Source organism: Streptomyces sp. NBC_00075 (assembly GCF_045041225.1).
Lineage (GTDB): Bacteria > Actinomycetota > Actinomycetes > Streptomycetales > Streptomycetaceae > Streptomyces > Streptomyces adonidis.
In genome coordinates this window covers 4,408,010-4,427,100 of sequence record NZ_CP108243.1, presented here as the reverse complement: position 1 = coordinate 4,427,100, position 19,091 = coordinate 4,408,010, and the positions used below count along the sequence as shown (strand labels likewise).

14 protein-coding genes are annotated in these 19,091 nt (G+C 70.4%); 4 read left to right on the top strand and 10 right to left on the bottom strand.

Annotated features, from left to right (window positions below; genetic code table 11):
* Nucleotides 1-96 precede the first annotated feature (96 nt).
* On the top strand, nt 97-1,119 hold the full coding sequence (locus OG787_RS19015) for a hypothetical protein (protein WP_405535818.1): 1,023 nt from the start codon (nt 97-99) through the stop codon (nt 1,117-1,119).
* 8 nt (nt 1,120-1,127) lie between these two features.
* On the opposite strand, the gene OG787_RS19010 is transcribed toward OG787_RS19015, so the two are convergent.
* The 4 genes from OG787_RS19010 to OG787_RS18995 all read right to left on the bottom strand — a co-directional run bounded on the left by OG787_RS19010 (nt 1,128) and on the right by OG787_RS18995 (nt 4,543).
* The gene (locus tag OG787_RS19010; protein ID WP_369034454.1) at nt 1,128-1,937 is read right to left on the bottom strand and encodes an ABC transporter permease; all 810 of its coding nucleotides are present in this window, start codon (nt 1,935-1,937) and stop codon (nt 1,128-1,130) included.
* Nucleotides 1,934-2,965 (bottom strand): ATP-binding cassette domain-containing protein, encoded by a 1,032-nt coding sequence (locus OG787_RS19005; protein ID WP_405535817.1) that lies wholly within the window; start codon nt 2,963-2,965, stop codon nt 1,934-1,936. The genes OG787_RS19010 and OG787_RS19005 overlap by 4 nt, the downstream gene beginning before the upstream one ends.
* An 83-nt stretch (nt 2,966-3,048) precedes the next feature.
* Nucleotides 3,049-3,897 (bottom strand): DUF4097 domain-containing protein, encoded by an 849-nt coding sequence (locus OG787_RS19000; RefSeq protein ID WP_369034455.1) that lies wholly within the window; start codon nt 3,895-3,897, stop codon nt 3,049-3,051.
* 133 nt (nt 3,898-4,030) lie between these two features.
* Nucleotides 4,031-4,543: a toxin-antitoxin system HicB family antitoxin gene (locus OG787_RS18995; RefSeq protein WP_235475706.1), complete on the bottom strand. Its 513-nt coding sequence runs from the start codon at nt 4,541-4,543 to the stop codon at nt 4,031-4,033.
* 278 nt (nt 4,544-4,821) lie between these two features.
* Between OG787_RS18995 and OG787_RS18990 the strand changes: the two genes are divergently transcribed.
* Nucleotides 4,822-8,979, top strand: coding sequence for an XRE family transcriptional regulator (locus OG787_RS18990; protein ID WP_405535816.1), 4,158 nt, complete (start codon nt 4,822-4,824; stop codon nt 8,977-8,979).
* Nucleotides 8,980-9,205: 226 nt separating this feature from the next.
* Here OG787_RS18990 and OG787_RS18985 read toward each other — a convergent pair whose 3' ends face one another.
* The 4 genes from OG787_RS18985 to OG787_RS18970 all read right to left on the bottom strand — a co-directional run bounded on the left by OG787_RS18985 (nt 9,206) and on the right by OG787_RS18970 (nt 12,735).
* On the bottom strand, nt 9,206-10,009 hold the full coding sequence (locus OG787_RS18985; protein ID WP_405535815.1) for an SAM-dependent methyltransferase: 804 nt from the start codon (nt 10,007-10,009) through the stop codon (nt 9,206-9,208).
* Nucleotides 10,010-10,073: 64 nt separating this feature from the next.
* Nucleotides 10,074-11,450 (bottom strand): acyltransferase family protein, encoded by a 1,377-nt coding sequence (locus tag OG787_RS18980; protein WP_405535814.1) that lies wholly within the window; start codon nt 11,448-11,450, stop codon nt 10,074-10,076.
* Nucleotides 11,447-12,085 (bottom strand): hypothetical protein, encoded by a 639-nt coding sequence (locus OG787_RS18975; RefSeq protein ID WP_405535813.1) that lies wholly within the window; start codon nt 12,083-12,085, stop codon nt 11,447-11,449. Before OG787_RS18975 ends, OG787_RS18980 begins: the two co-directional genes overlap by 4 nt.
* Entirely contained in the window at nt 12,082-12,735 is a 654-nt protein-coding gene (locus tag OG787_RS18970) for an RNA polymerase sigma factor (protein WP_369034492.1), read from the bottom strand. Before OG787_RS18970 ends, OG787_RS18975 begins: the two co-directional genes overlap by 4 nt.
* Nucleotides 12,736-13,173: 438 nt before the next feature.
* Here OG787_RS18970 and OG787_RS18965 point away from each other — a divergent pair, with 438 nt between their 5' ends.
* Entirely contained in the window at nt 13,174-14,964 is a 1,791-nt protein-coding gene (locus OG787_RS18965) for an acyl-CoA dehydrogenase (RefSeq protein ID WP_405535812.1), read from the top strand.
* A 190-nt stretch (nt 14,965-15,154) separates the two neighbouring features.
* On the opposite strand, the gene OG787_RS18960 is transcribed toward OG787_RS18965, so the two are convergent.
* Nucleotides 15,155-16,540 carry a cytosine permease gene (locus OG787_RS18960; RefSeq protein WP_369034462.1) on the bottom strand — a complete coding sequence of 462 codons (1,386 nt, stop codon included), beginning with the start codon at nt 16,538-16,540 and terminating at the stop codon, nt 15,155-15,157.
* 339 nt (nt 16,541-16,879) lie between these two features.
* Here OG787_RS18960 and OG787_RS18955 point away from each other — a divergent pair, with 339 nt between their 5' ends.
* Entirely contained in the window at nt 16,880-18,679 is a 1,800-nt protein-coding gene (locus OG787_RS18955; RefSeq protein ID WP_405535811.1) for a protein kinase domain-containing protein, read from the top strand.
* Here the strand turns inward: OG787_RS18955 and OG787_RS18950 are convergent.
* A complete protein-coding gene (locus OG787_RS18950) occupies nt 18,676-19,065 on the bottom strand; it encodes a PLD nuclease N-terminal domain-containing protein (RefSeq protein WP_369034463.1) in 390 nt (129 codons plus the stop codon). The two genes, OG787_RS18955 and OG787_RS18950, sit on opposite strands and share 4 nt — an antisense overlap.
* Between the last annotated feature and the right edge of the window lie 26 nt (nt 19,066-19,091).

The following is a 19,091-nucleotide window of genomic DNA, read 5'->3' as shown; positions in this document are numbered from 1 at the left end:
GACATCGTCGGCTCACTTTTCTTGGGACTTTTTTTGGCGCTGTTCCGGGGCGCTATCTTTGGCCCCCTCTGACTTCGAGGGATCGAGGGAGACGCCATGCTCAGGCCCAGGCCCAGGCCGCTGGGGTCGCTGGACAGGACCGCCGTGGACGGCGGCCCCGCAGAGCGGCAGCGGGACGGGCGGGTTTCCGGCGGCCCCGAGGCCTGGGTACGGACCCTCCAGAGGTCCGCGGGGAACGCGGCGGTGACCCGCGCGATCGGGCAGGCGCGGGGCCAGCAGGCCGCCGTACAGACCGCCGTACAGACCGTCGTACAGCGGAAGTGGCCGGGGCCGAACGCCGCCGACCGGCATCACACCGATGATCCGACCGCGCATCCCGAGTGGGCCATGTACCGCACGCTGATGACGGACGCGGGGTTCTCCGCGAACGTCGTGGAGAACCTCTGGTCGCTCCTGGTCGGCGGGCTGCGGGAGCAGGAGACGATCAACTCCGCGTCGGCGGACCCCTCGCTCACCAGGACGGAGCGTCGGCTGCGGCGCGAGGGCAACGACTGGTACCAGCAGGCGATCGAGATGCTGCGCGAGAACAGCGGCTTCACGACGCCGAGGATGGCGCTGTGGTCCGGCGGGTTCGACGTGTGCAAGTACGCGCAGTCCAAGGGCTACACGCCGATGGAGTTCACGCGGGCCGGGAAGGTCTTCAACGAGCTTGAGTTCCACAGGAATTGGGGCTTGCAAGGTCCCTTGTGGAACGCCCTGTCGAAGTTCTACGCCGCCCAGGCGACCGGCCCCGTCCACATCTTCCTGCGCAGTTACAGCCCGGACAGCGTCCTCATCGGGCAGGAGGTTCCGCAGCTGCGGCAGCTCCAGCGGATCCACCCCGAGGTCGAGCTGATCTGGCATCCCCTGTACACCGATGAACAGGGGCGGATCAGGGAGGTCTCCCGGGACAGGGAACTCGTCGACGACGCTCCGTACGCCACCCGGGACACGTGTGTGGCGGTGCTCTACGACTACCTCATGTACCGCCACGACGAGGGCAACGGGCATGCGGCGCGCTCCTATCAGGAGATGCAGACAGACCTGTCGAAGAACGTCAACCCCGGCCCAAGCAAGTAGCCACTACTTCACTTCGCGTCGCGGTCGAACAGTGACTTGGACCAGTAGTAGCCGAGCGCGGCCAGCGCCAGGCACCAACTCACCGCGATCCAGCCGTTGTTGCCGATCTCCGTGCCGAGCAGCAGACCGCGCAGGGTCTCGATGGCCGGCGTGAACGGCTGGTACTCCGCGACCGGCTGGAACCAGCCCGGCATCGCGTCGATCGGCACGAACGTACTGGAGATCAGCGGCAGGAAGATCAACGGCATCGCCGTGTTGCTGGCCGCCTCGGGGTTCGGGCTGGACAGGCCCATCCCGACCGCGATCCAGGTCAGCGCCAGGGCGAACAGTACGAGCAGTCCGAGCGCGGCCAGCCATTCCAGGGCCGTCGCGTCGGTGGAGCGGAAGCCGATGGCCACACCGACGGCGCCGACCAGGACCAGGCTGGCGAGCACCTGCAACACGCTGCCGACGACGTGCCCGATGAGCACGGATCCGCGGTGGATCGCCATCGTACGGAAGCGGGCGATGATCCCCTCGTTCATGTCCATGGAGACGGACACGGCCGTGCCGATCGTGGTGGAGCCGATGGTCATCAGCAGGATGCCCGGGACGAGGTACGCGATGTATGCGGAGCGGTCCGACCCACCGTCCCCGATGCCGCCGCCTGCGATACCCGCGCTCATCGCGCCGCCGAAGACGTAGACGAAGAGCAGGAGCAGCATGACCGGTGTCAGCAGCAGGTTCAGGGTGAGCGACGGGTAGCGGCGGGCGTGGAGCAGGTTGCGGCGCAGCATCGTGTTCGAGTCGCGTACGGCGAGGGTGAGGGCAGTGCTCATCGGGCGTCCTCCTTCTCGGAGTGGCTGGGCTGGTTGGGGACCTTGGCGGTGGGGCCGGTCAGCGCGAAGAACACGTCGTCCAAGTCGGGGGTGTGCACGGTCAGTTCGTCCGCCTCGATGCCGGTCGAGTCCAACCAGTCGAGCAGGGAGCGCAGTTCGCGCTGGCTGCCGTCGCTGGGGATCTGGAGGGCGAGTGCCTCGTCGTCGCGGGTGACCTCGCGCAGGGCGGTGGCGGCCGATCGGTAGGCGTCGGGGTCGGTGAAGCGGAGGCGGACGTGTCCGCCGGGGATGAGCCGCTTCAGCTCCTCCGCTGTGCCCTCTGCGGCGATCCTGCCGTCGTTCAACACGGCGATGCGGTCGGCGAGTTGGTCGGCTTCTTCGAGGTACTGCGTGGTGAGGAAGACCGTCACCCCGTCGGCGACCAGCCCGCGGATGATCTGCCACATGGTGTGGCGGGAACGCGGGTCCAGGCCCGTGGTCGGCTCGTCGAGGAAGATGATCCGGGGGCTGCCGACCAGCGTCATGGCGATGTCCAGGCGGCGCTTCATGCCTCCGGAGTAGGTGGAGGCGGGTTTGCTCGCGGCCTCGGTGAGGTCGAAGCGCTCCAGGAGTTCGGCGGCGGCCTTCCGGCCCTCCTGCTTGGGCAGGTGGTGGAGGTCGGCCATGAGGAGCATGTTCTCCTCGCCGGTGATCAGGCCGTCCACGGCGGAGAACTGCCCGGTGACGCCGATCGCGGCCCGGACCCCGTCCGGTGACGTGGCGATGTCGTGGCCCGCGACCTGGGCCTGTCCGCCGTCAGCGGTGATGAGGGTGGAGAGGATCTTGACGGCGGTGGTCTTGCCGGCGCCGTTGGGGCCGAGCAGGGCGAAGACGGACCCGGTGGGGATGCGCAGATCGATGCCGTCGAGGACGGTCTTGTCGCCGTACGACTTGCGCAGACCGACGGTGGAGATGGCGGCGGCGGTCGCACTGGACGTACTGGATGCGTTGGGCGACGCATTGGGCGTGGGCATGACAGATGAAGGCATGTGGCCCTCCTGGGAGAAGGCTGAAGTGGTGGGAGTGGAGCGGGAGTTGGAGGTGCTTGAAGAGCTGAAGGTGCTGGAGGTGCTCAGGCCTTGGCGCGGCGGACGTCGATGTTGCCGTACCGGGTGCGGGCGCGGATCCTGACGGTGTCCTCGGTCTGCCCCGGGTTGTCGGACGCGGTGAGCGTGTTGCGTACCTGGCCGGAGGTCGAGCTGACGTCGAGCCAGGCGGCCGTGCCCTCGCGGACGCCGATGTCGATCGCGCCGAATGCGGTCTCCAACTGGACCTCGCCACGGGCCACTTCGTCCACGCGCAGGGTGCCGTGGGCGGTGGTGGCGGTGACCGAGTCCTCGGCGCGCCGGATCTCGATGTCGCCGTTGGAGCCGCTCACCCGCAGTTCGCCGGTCGCGGCGCCGACGGTCGTGGTGCCGTGCGAGTTCTTCAGGACGGCGGAGCCGTCGACGAGGCCGACGCGCACACTGCCGGAGCTGGTGGTGATCTCGGCCGTGCCCTCGATCCGGTCGACGGTGATCGAGCCGTGCGCCGCGGTCAGGTGCAGCGGGCCGGTCGTGTCGAGGCGGACGTCGCCGGACGAGGTCTTCACCCGGACCTCGCCGAGCCGGCCCTCGCCGAGCACCTGGGCCCAGGCGCCGGTCATGTCGACGCGTGAGCCCGTGGGCAGTTCGACCATCACGTCGACCGTGCCCGTACGCCCGAGGCCGAGCAGATTGCCCTTGGGTGTCCGGACGGTCAGTGTGCCGCCCGTGTAGGTGACCTCGGTCTGGTCGGCCGCCTTTACGTCCAGGTCCTTCTTCGGGTCGCGGGGGCGCACCTCGACGACCGTGTCGAGGCGGTCGCCCGCGGTGAACTGGATGGAACCGGCCTCCACGCGCGCCGTGACCGAGATCGTTTCGGGAGTGTCGAAAGAAGGCATGGCTGTCCCGTCCTCTTGGGTCTTGGAGACGTCCCCGCTGGTGGGACGTGGTGTGGGTGAGGTGGTGCGGGTGCGGTGGTATGGGGTGGGGTGGGGCGGGGTGCGGTGGTGTGGGGTGCGCGTGGGAGCGCGGTCAGCGCACCCAGCCGGTGAAGCTCTGTCCGACGGTCTGGGCCTTCTCCGGCGTACGTGGCCGGGTGCCGCCGTCAACCGCGGCCGACACGGCGCGCACCAGCCACGCGTTGACCGACAGGCCCTCGCGGGTCGCGGCCTCCTCGGCGCGGGCCTTGAGGTGGGCCGGCAGCCGCAGGTTGACGCGGGCGATGCCGCCCTCGTCGCCGTCGGCCGGGGCCCTGAGGGGCTCGGCGGGTGCGGCCGGTTCCTCGGGAGCGCGGTCGTAGGCGGGCGGCAGTGTCACCACGAAGTCGGGGTCGAGGCCGCGCAGTCGTACGTCGACCGAGCCGGGGGCGAGTTCACGGGTGATCTCGTCCATCGCGGCGGAGAGCACGTTGAGCATGGTCAGCCGGGTCGCCGACTGCAAGGGTGCGGTCAGCCTCTCGGCCAGCTCGCGGGCTTCGTCGCCACCGGCTTCGGCGGCCACCGCGAGTTCGCGGCGGAGGGAGTCGACGTACGGTGTGAGGTCCATGACGCCATTGTGGCACCGTCGTGGCGCCTAGGCAAGTGTTGGTGGTGTCGAGTGGCACCACTTGGCGTCACGTGGCACCACGCGGCGCCATGATTGCGCTGGAAGAGCTGGAAGAAGGTGTACTGCACACCTCCACATGCGGCGGCTCGCGCGTTGTTCGTGTTCGAAGCCTGGTGTCGGACAAACAAGTCCTGAAAAATGCGACGCGCCGCGCGAGTCGTGACACGGGGGAACGGGGAGCCACGAGGAGCTGCGGGGACCATCGGGGAGGTGCGGCGATGCCGCGCAGGGAGCGACCGCTGGACGCGGGGGACGGTCCGTTAGTCGAATTCGCCGCAGGACTGCGGCGGTTGAGGCGGAAGGCGGGGAATCCTCCGTACCGGAGACTGGCGGAGCAGGCACATTATTCGATCTCGACGCTGTCCTCCGCCGCCTCCGGGCAGCGGCTGCCGACACTGGCGGTGACGCTGGCGTACGTGCGGGCCTGCGACGGGGACGTCGAGGAGTGGGAGCGGCTCTGGCGCGAGGTGGCGGTACTTCTCGGCGAGGAGTATCCGGCTTCCGGCCCGGCGGAGGAGGACGACCAGTCGCCTCCGTACGCCGGACTGCGGTCGTTCCGCGAGGAGGACTCGGAGTGGTTCTTCGGGCGGGAGCGGCTGCTGGAGGAGCTGGTCGGGCGGCTGGAGCGGCAGCGGTTCGTGGTGGTGATCGGGGCCTCGGGCTCGGGCAAGTCGTCCTTGCTGCGGGCCGGACTCGTCCCGCGTCTTGAGGCCGCCGCCGCGACGACGGTGGTCGTACTGACGCCTGGGGCACGGCCGTTGGAGGAGTGCGCCGTACGGCTCGGGGCGATGGCGGGCCTCATGCCGGGTGCGCTGTACGGGGAGTTGAGGGAGGACCCGGAGAACCTGGGGCGCCTGGTACGGCAGATCACCGCGCCGCGGCCCGGTGTGGCCGACGGTGAACTCGTGCTGGTGGTCGACCAGTTCGAGGAGACGTTCACGCTCTGCCAGGATGTCGCCGAGCGCGACCGTTTCATCGAGGCGCTCGTCTCCGCCGCAGCGGATGCCAGTGGCCGATGTCGCGTCGCCCTGGGAGCACGCGCCGACTTCTACGCCCACTGCACCCACCACGCGCCCCTGGTCGAGGCGATGCGCGACGCACAGGTACCGGTCGGGCCGATGAGCCTGGACGAGCTGCGCCGTGCGGTGGTGCAGCCCGCCCAACGGGCCGGGCTGACCATCGAGGGCGCCCTCCTGACGACCCTCATCGCACAGGCCCACGGCCAGGCGGGCGTGCTGCCCCTCCTGTCCCACGCCCTGCTCCAGACCTGGCGGCGTCGGCGCGGCAACGCGCTGACCCGGGACGCCTTCGAGGCGGCGGGCGGCCTGGAGGGCGCCCTCGCGCGTACGGCCGAGGAGTTCTACCAGGAACTGGCCCCGGGGCGGCAACAGCTGGCCCGCCAGGTGTTCGTACGGCTGACGGCGCTGGGGGACGGCACGGAGGACACCCGGCGCCCGGCGCGGTTGGAGGAGCTGGACGGGTTGGCGGGAGCGGGTGAGGGCGGCGGGGCCGGTGACGGCAATCGGGCTGGTGGCGAGGGCGAGGGCGAGGCCGGTGACGGAGATGGGGCTGGTGCTGGTGCGGGTGGCGGCGGAGACAGGGCTGGCGCTGGCGGCGCCGGTCGCGGCGGTGACACCGGTGTTGGTGGTGGCGCCAGTGCCGGTCGTGCTGGTGGTACCGGTACCGATGCCGACCCCGGCGTCGGCGTCGGCGAGATCCGTGCCGTACTCGACCTGGCGGCAGGCGCACGCCTCCTCACCCTGGACCGTGAGCGCGTGGAGCTGGCGCACGAGGCGCTGATCCGGTGTTGGCCCCGGCTGCACGGCTGGCTGACCGAGGATCGCGAGGCCACCCGGACCGCGCGCCGTCTCACCGACGCGGCCCAGACCTGGGAGGCGCTCGGGCGCGAACCCGGGGCGCTGTACCGGGGCACGCGTCTCGCCCTGGCCGCCGGACTCGACCGTACGACGATGTCCGTACCGGAGCGGGAGTTCCTCGACGCCGGTCTGGCCGCACGGGCGGCGGAGCACGCGGCGGTACGGCGCCGGGCCCGGTTCCGGCGCCTGGGCGTGGGGCTGCTGAGCGTCCTGCTGGTGCTGACCACGACGACAGCGGCACTGGCCGTACGGGCACAGCGGGCGGCGGACCAGCAGCGTGACGTCGTCGGTTCGCAGCGCGCGGCCGAACGGGCGGCGGCACTGCGCGGCGTCAACCCGGCCCTGGCCGCCCAACTCAGCCTGGCCGCCTACCGTTTGTCGCCCACCCCGGAGGCACGCGGCAGCGTACTCAGCACCTTCGCGACTCCGTACGCAACCCAGTTGACGGACCGTCAGGCTGCCGTCACCGCACTGGCGTTCAGTGCCGACGGCCGCATCCTGGTCACCGGCGACGCCGACGGGACCGTGCGATTACAGGAGGTGCCCGACCCGCACCGGCCGACCGGGCCGGTCACCCTGGGCCGCCTCGGCGGCACCGTACGCACGGTCGCCGTCAGCCCCGACGGGCGGCTGCTGGCGGCCGGGGGCGAGGAGGGTACGGTGGGGCTGTGGGACATCGGCGACGTACGACACCCCCGGCTCGCGACACGCCTGCCGGGCGGCGCCGGTCCGGTGGTGGGGCTGGGATTCGCCCCCGAAGGCCGCAGCCGCACCCTCACGACCGCCGCCCGCGACGGAATCCGGGTCTGGCAACTGTCGAACCCCCGCAGCCCGCACGCCCTCGCGACCTTGGACGCGGGTCCCGACCTCACCGCCGCCGCGTTCCACCGGGACGGCCGCACACTGGCCACGGGCCACGATGACGGCGCCGTACGTCTGTCCGAGCTGACGGAGTCGGGCGGACAACCACGACTACGCCGACTGTCGACGGTACCGGGACGGACGGGCCTGCCCGGCGAGGCGGGCGGGGCCGACTGGGCCGACCAGACCGCCCCCACGCCTCAAGCCACCCAGCCCACCCCCACCGCCCACACCGGCCCAGTGAACGCGATGGCGTTCGCCCCCGACGGACGTCAACTCGCCACTGGCGGCGCCGACTTCACCGTGCGGCTCTGGGACGTGGGGCAGGCGGGTCGGCCCCGGCAGACGCAGGTGCTCACCACGCACACCGATGCCGTCAACGCCGTCGCCTTCAGCCCCGACGGGCGGCAGCTGGCCACCGGCGGCACCGACGGCACCGTACGGCGGTGGGACGTGGAAAGTGCTGGAGAGGGAGACGGTTCCGCTCGTGAGGTGGCCGTGCTCACGGGGCACACCGGGAGCGTGCGGGCGCTGGCCTTCGGGCCCGGCGGGCGCACGTTGGCCAGCGGCAGCGAGGACCAGAGCACCCGGCTCTGGGACCTGCCCGGCCCCGCCCTGACCGGCGCCACCAGCTCGCTCTACTCCGTCGCCTTCAGCCCCGACGGCCGGCTCCTCGCCACCGCCAGCTACGACCGCGTCGTACGCCTCTGGAACCTCGCCGACCGGAACCGCCCACGCGAACTCCCCCCGCTCACCGGCCACACCGGCCCCGTCAACTCGGTCGCCTTCCGCCCCGACGGCCGTACCCTCGCCAGCGCCAGCGCCGACGGCACCCTGAGGATGTGGGCCCCGGGGGCGGACGGCCCGTCCCGTCTCCTCAGCGCGGTCCCCGCCCGCATCGATCACGTCAACACGCTCGCCTTCAGCCCCGACGGGCGCACCCTCGCCACCGGCGGCGAGCAGGGCACCGTACGCATCTGGAACACCACCGACGTACGCAACCCACGCCCGCTGTCCGCCCTGCGGCTGACCGGCGCCGTGGACTCCGTGGCGTTCGCGCCCGACGGCCGCACCCTGGCCGTGGCCGGCCGGAACCGCACGGCCACCCTCTGGAACGTCACCCTCCGACGCCACCCCGCCCGGCTGTCGGTCCTCACCGGCCACACCGGCGCCGTGAAGTCGGTCGCCTTCACACCCGACGGCCGCACCTTGGCCACCGGCAGCGAGGACCGCACCGTACGCCTCTGGAGCCTCGACGACCCCCGCCACCCCCTCTCCTACGACCGTCTCACCGGCTACACCGACGGCGTCATGTCCGTCGCCTTCGCGCCGGACGGCCGGACGCTGGCCGCCGCGAGCGCCGACAAGAGGGTGCGGCTGTACGGGCTTTCAGCCGGCGGCGAGGCCCGCGAACCGGTGCTGCTGGCCGCCCACACCAAGCCGGTGGACACCCTCGCGTTCAGCCCCGACGGCCGCACCCTCGCCACCGGCAGCGAGGACTGGACCGCCCTCCTCTGGGACCCCGACATCGACCGCGTCGCCGAACGGATCTGCGCCACGGCCTATCCGACGATCACCCGCGCCGAATGGCGCCAGTACTTCCCACAGTGGAAGTACCGCCCACCGTGCGGGAGCTGAGGCCTTTCGGCACCGGAACTGGCACCGGCGTCGGCGGCATCCTGAGCCGCTCTCCGACGGCCGCGGCGGCATCGGCTATCCGCTCAAGGACCGGGTGGGCCTCCCCGACGGAGAGCGGCCACCGCCGGGTCCGGGCGGTACTCGCCTACCTCGACCACCGTCACCGGCCACCGTGAACCGGCCGTCCAGATACTCCAACTCCTCCAACTCCCTCCAAGCCTCTGGATCACCTGGTCCTGCGGGCCACACCCCCGTAGATGCCGATCTCCTCGGACCCCTCCGGCGGCGGGCCGTCGGGGCGCCAGAACGGGACCTGGGTCAGGCCGGGGTCGACCAGTTCGAAGCCGTCGAAGAACCGCTCCACCTCCGCGCGCGGGCGCAGGTTCAGGGTGGCGGTGGCCTTCCTGCTGTACTCGGCCTGCGCGTCCGTGCGGTCCGCGAAGTCGCCCGTGGCGTGCGACAGGACCAGGAAGCTGCCGGCCGGCAGTGCGTCGCGCAGGGTGGCGAGGATCTCCCCGGGCTTGTCCGCGTCGGCGAGGAAGTGGACCACGGCCACCAGGAGCAGCGCGACCGGCTCGTCGAAGTCGATGATCCGGCGGACGTCCGGGTGCTCCAGGACGACCTGTGGGTCGCGCAGTTCCGCGAGCACCGTGCTGGTCCCGCCGCCCGAGCGGCTGAGCAGCGCGTCGGCGTGCGCCTTCACGATCGGGTCGTTGTCGACGTACGCGACCCGCACCTCCGGCACCAGCTCCTGGGCCACCTCGTGCACATTCGGCGAGGTGGGCAGCCCGGTGCCGATGTCGAGGATCTGGCGTACGCCGCTGCCGACCACGTGCCGGACCGCGCGCCGCATGAAGGCACGGTTGGCCCGCAGCCCGATCCGCACCTCGGGCGCGGCGGCGGCCAGCGCCTCCCCGGCCTGCTGGTCGACCTCGTAGTTGTCCTTGCCGCCCAGCAGATAGTCGTAGATCCGGGCAGGGTGCGGCCTGCTGGTGTCGATGTCCTCGATCCGGACGTGATCCTGGCTCACCCTGCGGTCCTCCCGGTCGGCTTCCGTGCCGGATTCTGTGTCGGCTTCTGCGTCGGCCTCAGTTTCAACTTCCGTTCCCGTGAGGGTAGTTCACAGCGACAGGGACTCGACGAGGCACGTCGTCATCGCTCCGGCCTCTCCCTGCCGTCGCCGTCGCCGTCGCCGCCGCGTGCCCACGTATTCGATCGCCGTCGGCACCCGGCCCGCTCGCACCGGACCCGCTCTGCCCGGATCTCTTCGGGCGCCGTCTCGCCAGCCTCCGGCCCAGCGCCTGCCCCGGTGCCTCGATGTACCGGTAGCTCAGTACGCACAGCGGCAACAGCACGGCGAAGAAGGCCACTTCGAGCAGCGGAGTGTTCTGTCGCTGTCGGCCGATCGTGCCGTCGCTCGCCATCAGCAGCAGTGGGTGCAGCAGGTAGACCGAGTAGCTGATCGTGCCCAGGCCGATCAGCAGGAGCGGTACGCGGCGGTGGCGCAGCGCCAGCCCGGTGCCGAAGGTGAGGACGGCCAGGAGGAACGCCGTGATCCAGCCGCGCCGCGTGAACTGGGCCCCGTCGCCGTGCCCGTACGCGCTCCCCACGGCGCAGACGACCACCACGACAGCCATGCAGGCGGCGTACCACCAGCTGCTCCCGCCGTGTTCGGCCCGGTGGACGACCGTGCCGAGGAACATCACGGCGAGGATCACCAGGCCCTCCCACACCGGGACCGTGCCGTTGAAGAGGACCAGTACGAGGGCGAGCGCCGCGCCCACCCCGCCCCCGAACACCTGGAGCCGGGGCGACCTGGCGCTCGTACAGCAGATGGCTGCCGTCAGGGCGATCGCCGTGAGCGTGACCAGGGTGCCGGTGCCGACCGCGTCGGAGAGGGCGGAGACCGGGATCGCGACCCCTGTTGCCACGCTCACGGCGGCGAGCACGGCCAGGGTGACGGCGACCGGCGCCGGCCGTTCGTGCCGGCGGACCGTGAAGAGGGCGACGATCAGGAGGTAGAAGGCCATCTCGTAGGAGAGCGTCCACAGGACGAGGAGGAGGTTGGGGGTGCCCAACAGCTCCTGGAACAGGGTCAGATGAGCGAGGGCGGTGGTGGCGGCGCCGAGGTCGGTGCGCGGCTCCGCGATCCCGAGGAGGCCTAGGACGAGGACGGTCGCGACGGCCGCCACGCACAGGGGGTAGATGCGGAAGACGCGGCCGATCCAGAACGTCCGTACACTGCCCCGGCGTTCGAGTGACGCCGGGATGATGTAGCCGCTGACCAGGAAGAACACCATGATGCCGTACCGGCTGGTGTTGAACTCCGGGACCAGCTCCCGCCGGAACTCCGGCAGGAACGAGTACGCCGAGTGGTCGAACACGACGACGAGCGCCGCGATGCCCCGCAGGGCGTCCAGCCAGCCCAGTCGACTCAGGCGGTCCCCTGGGGGGCTCGGTGGGCTGGTCATCGGGTGGGCTTCACGGGGACGGGGACGCAAGGCTCGGACTTGGCCTCGGTCGTGGAGGAGTCGAGCGTGTACCGGTCGATCTCGTAGGCGTGCACCGCCTGCGGCTCGGCGCTGTCCTTGCTGTTCTCGAAGACCACCACGTCACCCCGGCTCAGGGTGACCCGCACGGGCACGTTCCAGGCGTGCACGGGTCCACTGACGATGTCGTCCTTGTCGACCGACACCAGCTGGAGGGCGGCGGCGTCGCCCCACGGCTTGCAGGTGTAGCCGGCCGGGAGCAGCTCCACGTCCACCACGATGCCGTTCGGGCTCAGCTCCTCCGCGAGTTCGTACTGGGCATCGATGTTGATGTGTTCGACCTGGAGGGTGACCGTGACACTGCCGTTCCCGTGGCTCTCCACCGCGTACGCCACCGAGTCGGCCGGCGAACCGGGCAGGACCACCGCGGCGAGCCCGGCCACCGCACAGACCGCTGCGGCGAGGGAGATCCGGCGAGGGGTGAGCAGACGCCGTACGGAGGTGCTCGCCCCGGCCTCACCCGTTTCGGTCTCCGTCGACACACTCTCGCGCAGCTCGATCTCCCGCTGGAGTTCCCTCAGCAGCCGTTCCTCGAACGACGTCCTCCCCGTGTTCATGCCTCGCCCTTCCTGACGTACAGCAGTGATGTGTCCGGTGTTTCCGGGACCCTTGGACTCCTGGAACCCCCAGGACTCCTGGACCCCTGCGAACCCGCCTCCCCGCGCAGTGCCTTGCGTGCCCGGTGCAGTCGGACCCGGGCCGTGACCGGGCGGATGCCCAGCGCGGATGCCGCCTCCGGGATCGTGAGCTGGTCCACCACGATCAGTTCCAGGACGGCCCGCTCGCCCTCGGGGAGCCGCTCGAGTGCGGCCAGGGCGCGCCGCCCCGGACTCTCCGCGTCGAGCCTGTCCTCGATGCGGGCGATGTCGTCGGCCTCCAGCAGCCGTCGCCCGGAGAACCGCCGGTCCCGCTCGGCCTCCCGGGCGACCCGGCGCCGCTCCGACGACACGACGTTGCGCGCGATCCCGTACAGCCAGGCCGTCTCGCTGCCCAGGCGCGGTTTGTACGTGTGGGCCGAGTCGAGCACCGCGAGGAAGATCTCGGCCGTCAGGTCGGCCGCCGTGTGGGGGTCGTCGACCCGTCGGGCCACGAACCGCAGCACGGCGTCGACATGACGCCGGTAGAACGCCTCGAAGAGCGCCGGGTCATGGACGGCATCGGAGGGCCCGCTCCGTAACCTTTCCGCCTCCGCACCATCCACTGGCATCTCCTTCGTGTCCTGCTCGTAGCGGCCTTCGCTCTTCACCTGTTCTTGGACGGAGATCCGAAAAGCGTTACAAGGCCCCCACCGGCAATACGGATTCCGGCCGATATCCGGCCAACATCCGACCGGTATCCGGCTGGCGTCGGACAGGCCCGGAGGCGGTGGATCCGCCCCGGATCCGTTCCGTTCCGCCCCTCGAACGAACCTGTCGATGACACCACGGGCCACTCTGGAATCCCGCGTTCCGATTCACTCGAACTGGATTCCGGTTAGCGAAATCCGGACCCTCGCGAAGGTCGATCTGGCGTTCGAAAGCGGTCTAATCGCCGCTGCCGTAATTCGGCCGATTCCTGTCCATTAATGCCGCATATTCGGCAATTTCTGAAGTGCTCCTGGTCACTATTGGTTGATCCCAGAAGCACAATGGGCATCTTGATCATCATGACCACCGAGACACGCACACCCCATCCAGTCCTCGATCAAGCCACCATCACGAGCCTCCTCTTTCGCGACGGTTCGGACGGAAACAAGATCCACGGCCGCTGGCGCAAGGCGGTCTCGAACGACCTGTTCCGGTACCGTCCCGGACTCGGAACCCAGCAACGCTGGCAGCTCGCCTACGAGCGGCTGCGAGCACTGAACGACGAGGTTTCCTCGCCCGAGGAATTCGCCGGCGACCCGCGCGGACTTGCGGCGTTGCACGAGTGGACCTGCCCGGTGGACGGCGCCACCGTCACCGTGGCCGGGATTCACTACAACCTTTTCCTCGGCAGCGTCGTCGACGACAAGGTGTCCCCGCCCCGCGAGTTGACGGAGTTCACCTCCATGACGCGCATGGGCACGTTCCTGTGCACCGAACGCGCGCACGGGAACGACGTACCGGCGCTGGAGACCGTGGCCCGCTACGACCGGGAGAACGACGAGTTCGTGCTCCACACCCCGCACCCCGGGGCGCAGAAGTACATGCCCAACACCAGCTCCTCGGGCGGCCCCAAGACCGCCGTGGTCGCCGCGCGGCTCGTCGTCGACGACAAGTACCTGGGCGCCTTCCTCTTCCTCACCCCGCTGAGCGACGAGTACGGCACGCTGCCCGGCATCACCGTCACCCAGCTGCCCGAGCGCATCGGCACCTCGGTGGACCACTGCGCCACCAACTTCGACCAGGTACGGCTGCCGCGCAGCGCCCTCATCCAGGGTGCCCACGGACAGCTCCTGCCCGACGGATCCCTCGTCAGCTCCGTCGGCAGCCCGCGGAAAAGGTTCATCCACGCCATCAGCAGAGTCACGGCGGGCAAGCTGTGCATGAGCGCGAGCGGGCTCGGAGTGGCCCGTACGGCGCTCGCCGTCGCCGTCCGGTACTCCTACACCCGGCACATCTCCGGGCCGGTCGCCGGACAGCGCGTCCCGCTCGCCGCCCACCGCAGCCACCACTCCCGCCTCCTCGACCACACCGCCACCGCCTACGCCATGACCTTCCTCCACCGGGCGGCCACCGAACGCTGGGTCACCCACACGCCCGAGGGCCGCGCGGACGCCGAACGGCTGGTCGCCGTCACCAAGGGGTGGGTCACCTGGCAGGCCCGCGAGATAGCGACCGAGAGCCGGGAACGGTGCGGCGCGCGCGGGCTGTTCCTCGTGAACGGGCTCGCCGACCTGGCCGGCAACATGGACGGCGCGATCACCGCCGAGGGCGACAACCTGGCGATCTGGTGCAAGGCCGGTGCCGAGATGATCTTCGGCCACGAGCTGGCGCCCGAGCCCGTCCCCGCCACCGGCGACGAACCGCTCACCGACCCCGGCCTGCTGCGCCGTGCCCTCACCGCCGCCGAGCGCTACTGGCACCTCGCCGCCCGCCGCGACCTGCGCGGCGGAGACGGCGGCGACGCCCTCGGCCGCTGGAACAACGCGTCCGACGCCGCCCTGAACCTCGTCGAGGTGTACGCGGTCGGCCAGGCCGCCGACGCCTTACTCGCTGCTTGCGCCCACGTCTCCGACCCGATCACCCGCGCTGTACTGGAGGACCTCGGCGCGCTCTTCCTGCTCCGTCAGGTCAGCGCCCGCAGCGGTCTGCTGCTCGCCGAACAGGCCCTCACCGCCGACCAGGTCCGCGCGATCCCGGCGACCCTGAACACCCTGACGACCCGGCTCGCCCCGCACCTCAGCACCCTGACGCAGGCCTTCGACGTCCCGGAGGAGCACCTGGCGTCGCTGCCGATGCTGAGCGGTGTGTGAGCCCTCCGGTCCGCGTTCTCGAACCGCGACGAGGCGGCTCGTGACCTAAAAATGACGTGCGCATGACTCTCGGTTGGGGTAGTGGCTCAATTGGGGCAGAGGCTCAGTTGGGACAGACGCTCGACCGGGACAACCGATCAAGCGCGCCGGGCGTGTGGGGGATGTACGCCCGGCCGTTCGTGAGCGGCGCTCAGGCCGCCCGCCGCAGCACCCGGTACAGCGCCGCACTCACCGCGAACCCCACCAGGCACGTGATGTCGCCGAAGGCCGGCCACTGTTCCGGCACCCAGCCCACGTACTTCTCCTGGTTCGAGAAGAGCGGCACCGACACCGCGATGCCCGCCAACAGAGCGCCGATGCCGGGCCAGTTGGCGAAGGACCGGTCGGACAGCCGCGCTTCCAGCGTCTCCACCGGCGTCCGCGCCTGAAGCCACCGCTCCACCAGCACCACGCCGAGCCACGGCCCCACCCAGTAGGCGATCACCAGCAGAAACGCCTCGTACGCGTGCCCCGCGTCCTCCAGCGCAGACCAGGCCGCCGCCGTACCCGCGAGCCCGCACAGCACGACGATCGCGCTCCGCCCCAGCCAGACGGGCAGCCGCAGCCCCAGAGAGGTGATCGACATCGCCGACGAGTAGACGTTGATGGCGTTCGCCGAGACCGCGCCCAGGATGATCGCGAGGAGCACCAAGTCGCTGAGCCAGCCCGGGAGATGACCCGTGAAGGCCGCCGTCGGGGACGCGCCCTCGGGAGCGACGATCGTCGCCGAGGCCGCGCCGATCAGCGCCACGACGGCGACGGACACGAACAGGCCCACCGCCGGGTAGAGAACGGTCCGGAAACGGTCGGCCGTACGGGGGAGGTAGCGGGAGTAGTCGGAGGCCCCCGGGTTCCAGCCGGCCGTGTATCCCCAGGCCGCGCTGAACGCGAGCAGGAACCCGCCGATGCCGCCGCCCGCGCCCGGCGCGCCCAGGTCGGCCTCCTTGAACGTCCAGACACCGGCCAGCAGGAACACGACCGCGAGCGCGGGGAACGCGTACTTCTCGAAGGCGTGGACGAAGTTGTGGCCGATGAAGCCGATCACGATCTCCGCCGCCACCACCAGCAACAGGGAGGGGAGCGGACGCAGTCCGGTCAGCGTGTTGAGCGCGAAAGCGGCGCTCACACTGTTGACGGCGAACCAGCCGACACCCGCGACAAGCGCGTTCACACCGGCGGGCAGCAGATTCCCCTTGAACCCGAAGGAGAACCGGCCGATCGCCATCTGCGGTACGCCGAACTTGGGCCCGTCGAGCGAGAGGATCCCGTGCGTCAGCGAACCGAGCGCGGTGCCCAGCAGCAGGGCCGCGGACGCCTGCCAGAAGTTCAGCCCGAAGAAGAGGACCGAGATCACACCGATGTAGACGGTCGCGAACTCGATGTTCGGCGAGGCCCAGGTCCACAGCAACTGGAGCGGACCGCCGTGCCGTTCGGCGTCCGGAATGGGTTCCGAGCCCGCCGTCTCCACGGCGATGACCTTGTCGCCGTACGCGGGGGCCGGTGGGGGACTGGTGGTACCGGCGGGAGCAGTCGTCATGCGAGGTAAGTGTCCGGCCCCCGCAACCTCCGGCCCAGAGGCGCATTGTCCGCTTCGGGGGGCTCGTCGGCGTACAACTTGTACGGGGCAGCTTGTGCGGTTTGCTGGTTCACACTGGCGGGGTGTTCGAAATCCGCAGGTGGCCGCAGGTTCGGACCGGTGGTCGACCGTGTATGGCGCAAGTCGCCTTTGTCGCACGGGTGTTCTCTGTATGCTCGTCGCCTTGCCCAGAAAAGGCTCCGCGAAACCTTTGAGCGGTGAGCAGTTGAGCCGTTGGAGCCGTTGGGTCGAGTTCCGATTCGTGAAGAAACGTGCAGAAGCAAAGTCAATGGGGATGACGTGCTCGATCTGAGCGGCAGCGGTGCCGGGCCACTTGAACTGCGGGACCCGGTACGGATCGGTCCGATCCCGATCGTGGGCAGGCTCGGCTCGGGCGGTACGGGGCGGGTGTACCTCGGAGTCACCGAAGGGCGTTACACCGCGGTCAAGCTGGTGTTGCCCGAACTCGCCGAGGACGAGGTGTTCCTACAGCACTTCGGGCAGGAGCTGGACAACCTCTCCCGGCTGCCCGCCACCGCGACCGCGCCCCTGCTCGCGAGCGACCGTGACGCCCGGCCGCCGTGGCTCGCCACCGCCTATGTGCCGGGCCTCACCCTGGGCGACGCGATCGAGGCGCACGGCGGCGGTCTGCCCGCCGACGCGCTGTGGCTGCTGCTGGGGGAGATCGCCTCGAAGCTGGCCGCCGTGCACGCGATGTACGTCGTGCACCGCGATCTCAAACCGTCGAACATCATGCTGACCCTCGGCGGCGTCACCCTCATCGACTTCGGCTTCGCCCGCGCCACCGGCCAGAACCGGCTGACCAGGACCGGCATGGTCGTCGGCACGCCCGCGTACATGTCGCCCGAACAGGCCTCGGGGGCACGGCAGTTCACCGGCGCCACGGATGTCTTCGCGCTGGGCCTGCTGCTCCTCTTCGCGGCGAGCGGGAAGGCTCCCTTCGGTGACGGCGCCGGCGTCGAGGTCCTGTACCGGATCGTGCACCAGAACCCCGACCTCCGGGCGGTGCGCGCCCTGGACCGGGAACTCGCCGAGGTCGTCGCTTCCTGCCTCGACAAGGACCCCGAGAAACGCCCGTCGGCGGCCGAACTCCTCGAACGCGCCGCGAACCGCGGGCCGTCCGGGCTGCCCCTGTGGCCGCGGCCGATCACCAACCTCCTCGACCAGCGGGAGTCCTTCGCCGCGACCGTGCCGCACATCGACGAGCCGGACGATCAACCGGACGCGCCGGATGCGCCGAGTGAGCCGGTGGCCGAGGAGGAGCCGCCTTCCGAGAAGAAGCCGCCTTCTGCGGAAGCAGGGTCCCCGCCCCAGGACGTGCCCTCGCCCCGCCCGTCCCGCCGTGAACGCCGCCGTGTCCGCGCCCTGTTGACCGCTGTCCCCGTTGTCCTGGTGGGCGGTACGACGCTCGTCGTCCAGCTCCTGCCGTACGTGACCGCACAACAGGACGAGACACATGCCACCCCGTCCGTCTCGGCCTCCGCGTCGGCGAAGCTCACGTCGCCAACGCCCGGCACGAGCGCCTCGCGCACGGCGAAACCGTCCCCCTCGCCGTCGGCGAGCCGCACCTCCGAGGGAAACGGGGGCGGCTCGGGGAGCGTGCAGGGCTCCGGCGACACGGACGGGTCGAACGACTCCGACGAGAACGCGAGCCAGGCCGGTTCGGGTAATTCGAGCGGTTCCGCCAGTAAGCCGACGGGAGGGACGCCCACGTCCGCGGCATCGGGCACCTACCGCTTCCGAAACGGTAGTAATAACCAGTGTTTGACCGGGGGCTACGGCCCGACGGGCACTGGGAACTGCACTGACACCCCAGCTGTGTGGACCGTCGAGAGGGGGTCGGACGGCACGTTCATGCTCGTGAACCAAGACACCGACTTGTGCCTGCGCGGCGGTCAGTCCGGCTTGGGCACCTGCGACAAGAGCGCGTCCGTGTCCTGGCGAAATGGTTCCGGTGGCAGCCTCCGGAGTGTCGCGGACGACGCCTGCCTCGACGTGAACCAGTTCAACAGCTTCGCGACGACGTCGACGTGTGACTCAGCCGCGACGTCACAGCGCTGGACGAAGATGTCGGCCTAGTCCTTGGGCTCCTCGCCGTTCTCCCTGCGCTTCAGTTCCTCCTCGCGGCGGCGCAGGTCGGCCTCCCAGTCGCGGAGGTGGGTGTCGTCGTCCTCCACCGGCTCGGGGGCGTCGGGCTTGTCGTCCTTGAGGGACTTCAGGAACTCGGGGTTGTCGTCCGGGGCGACCCACTGGCCGCCCGAGGCGGAGCCCATGCGCTGGGAGGTGGCGCGGTCGCGGCCGATGATCAGCCAGGAGATGGAGCCGACCAGCGGGAACAGCAGGATGAGCAGGGCCCACACGGGCTTGGGCATGAAGCGGACGTCCTTCTCCTGCGTGGTGACGCAGTCGATGAACGCGTAGATGCTCAGTGCGAGAGGCACCAGGACGATCAGCACCCGGAGCATGTATCGGTTCCCCTTGAGTCGCTGTC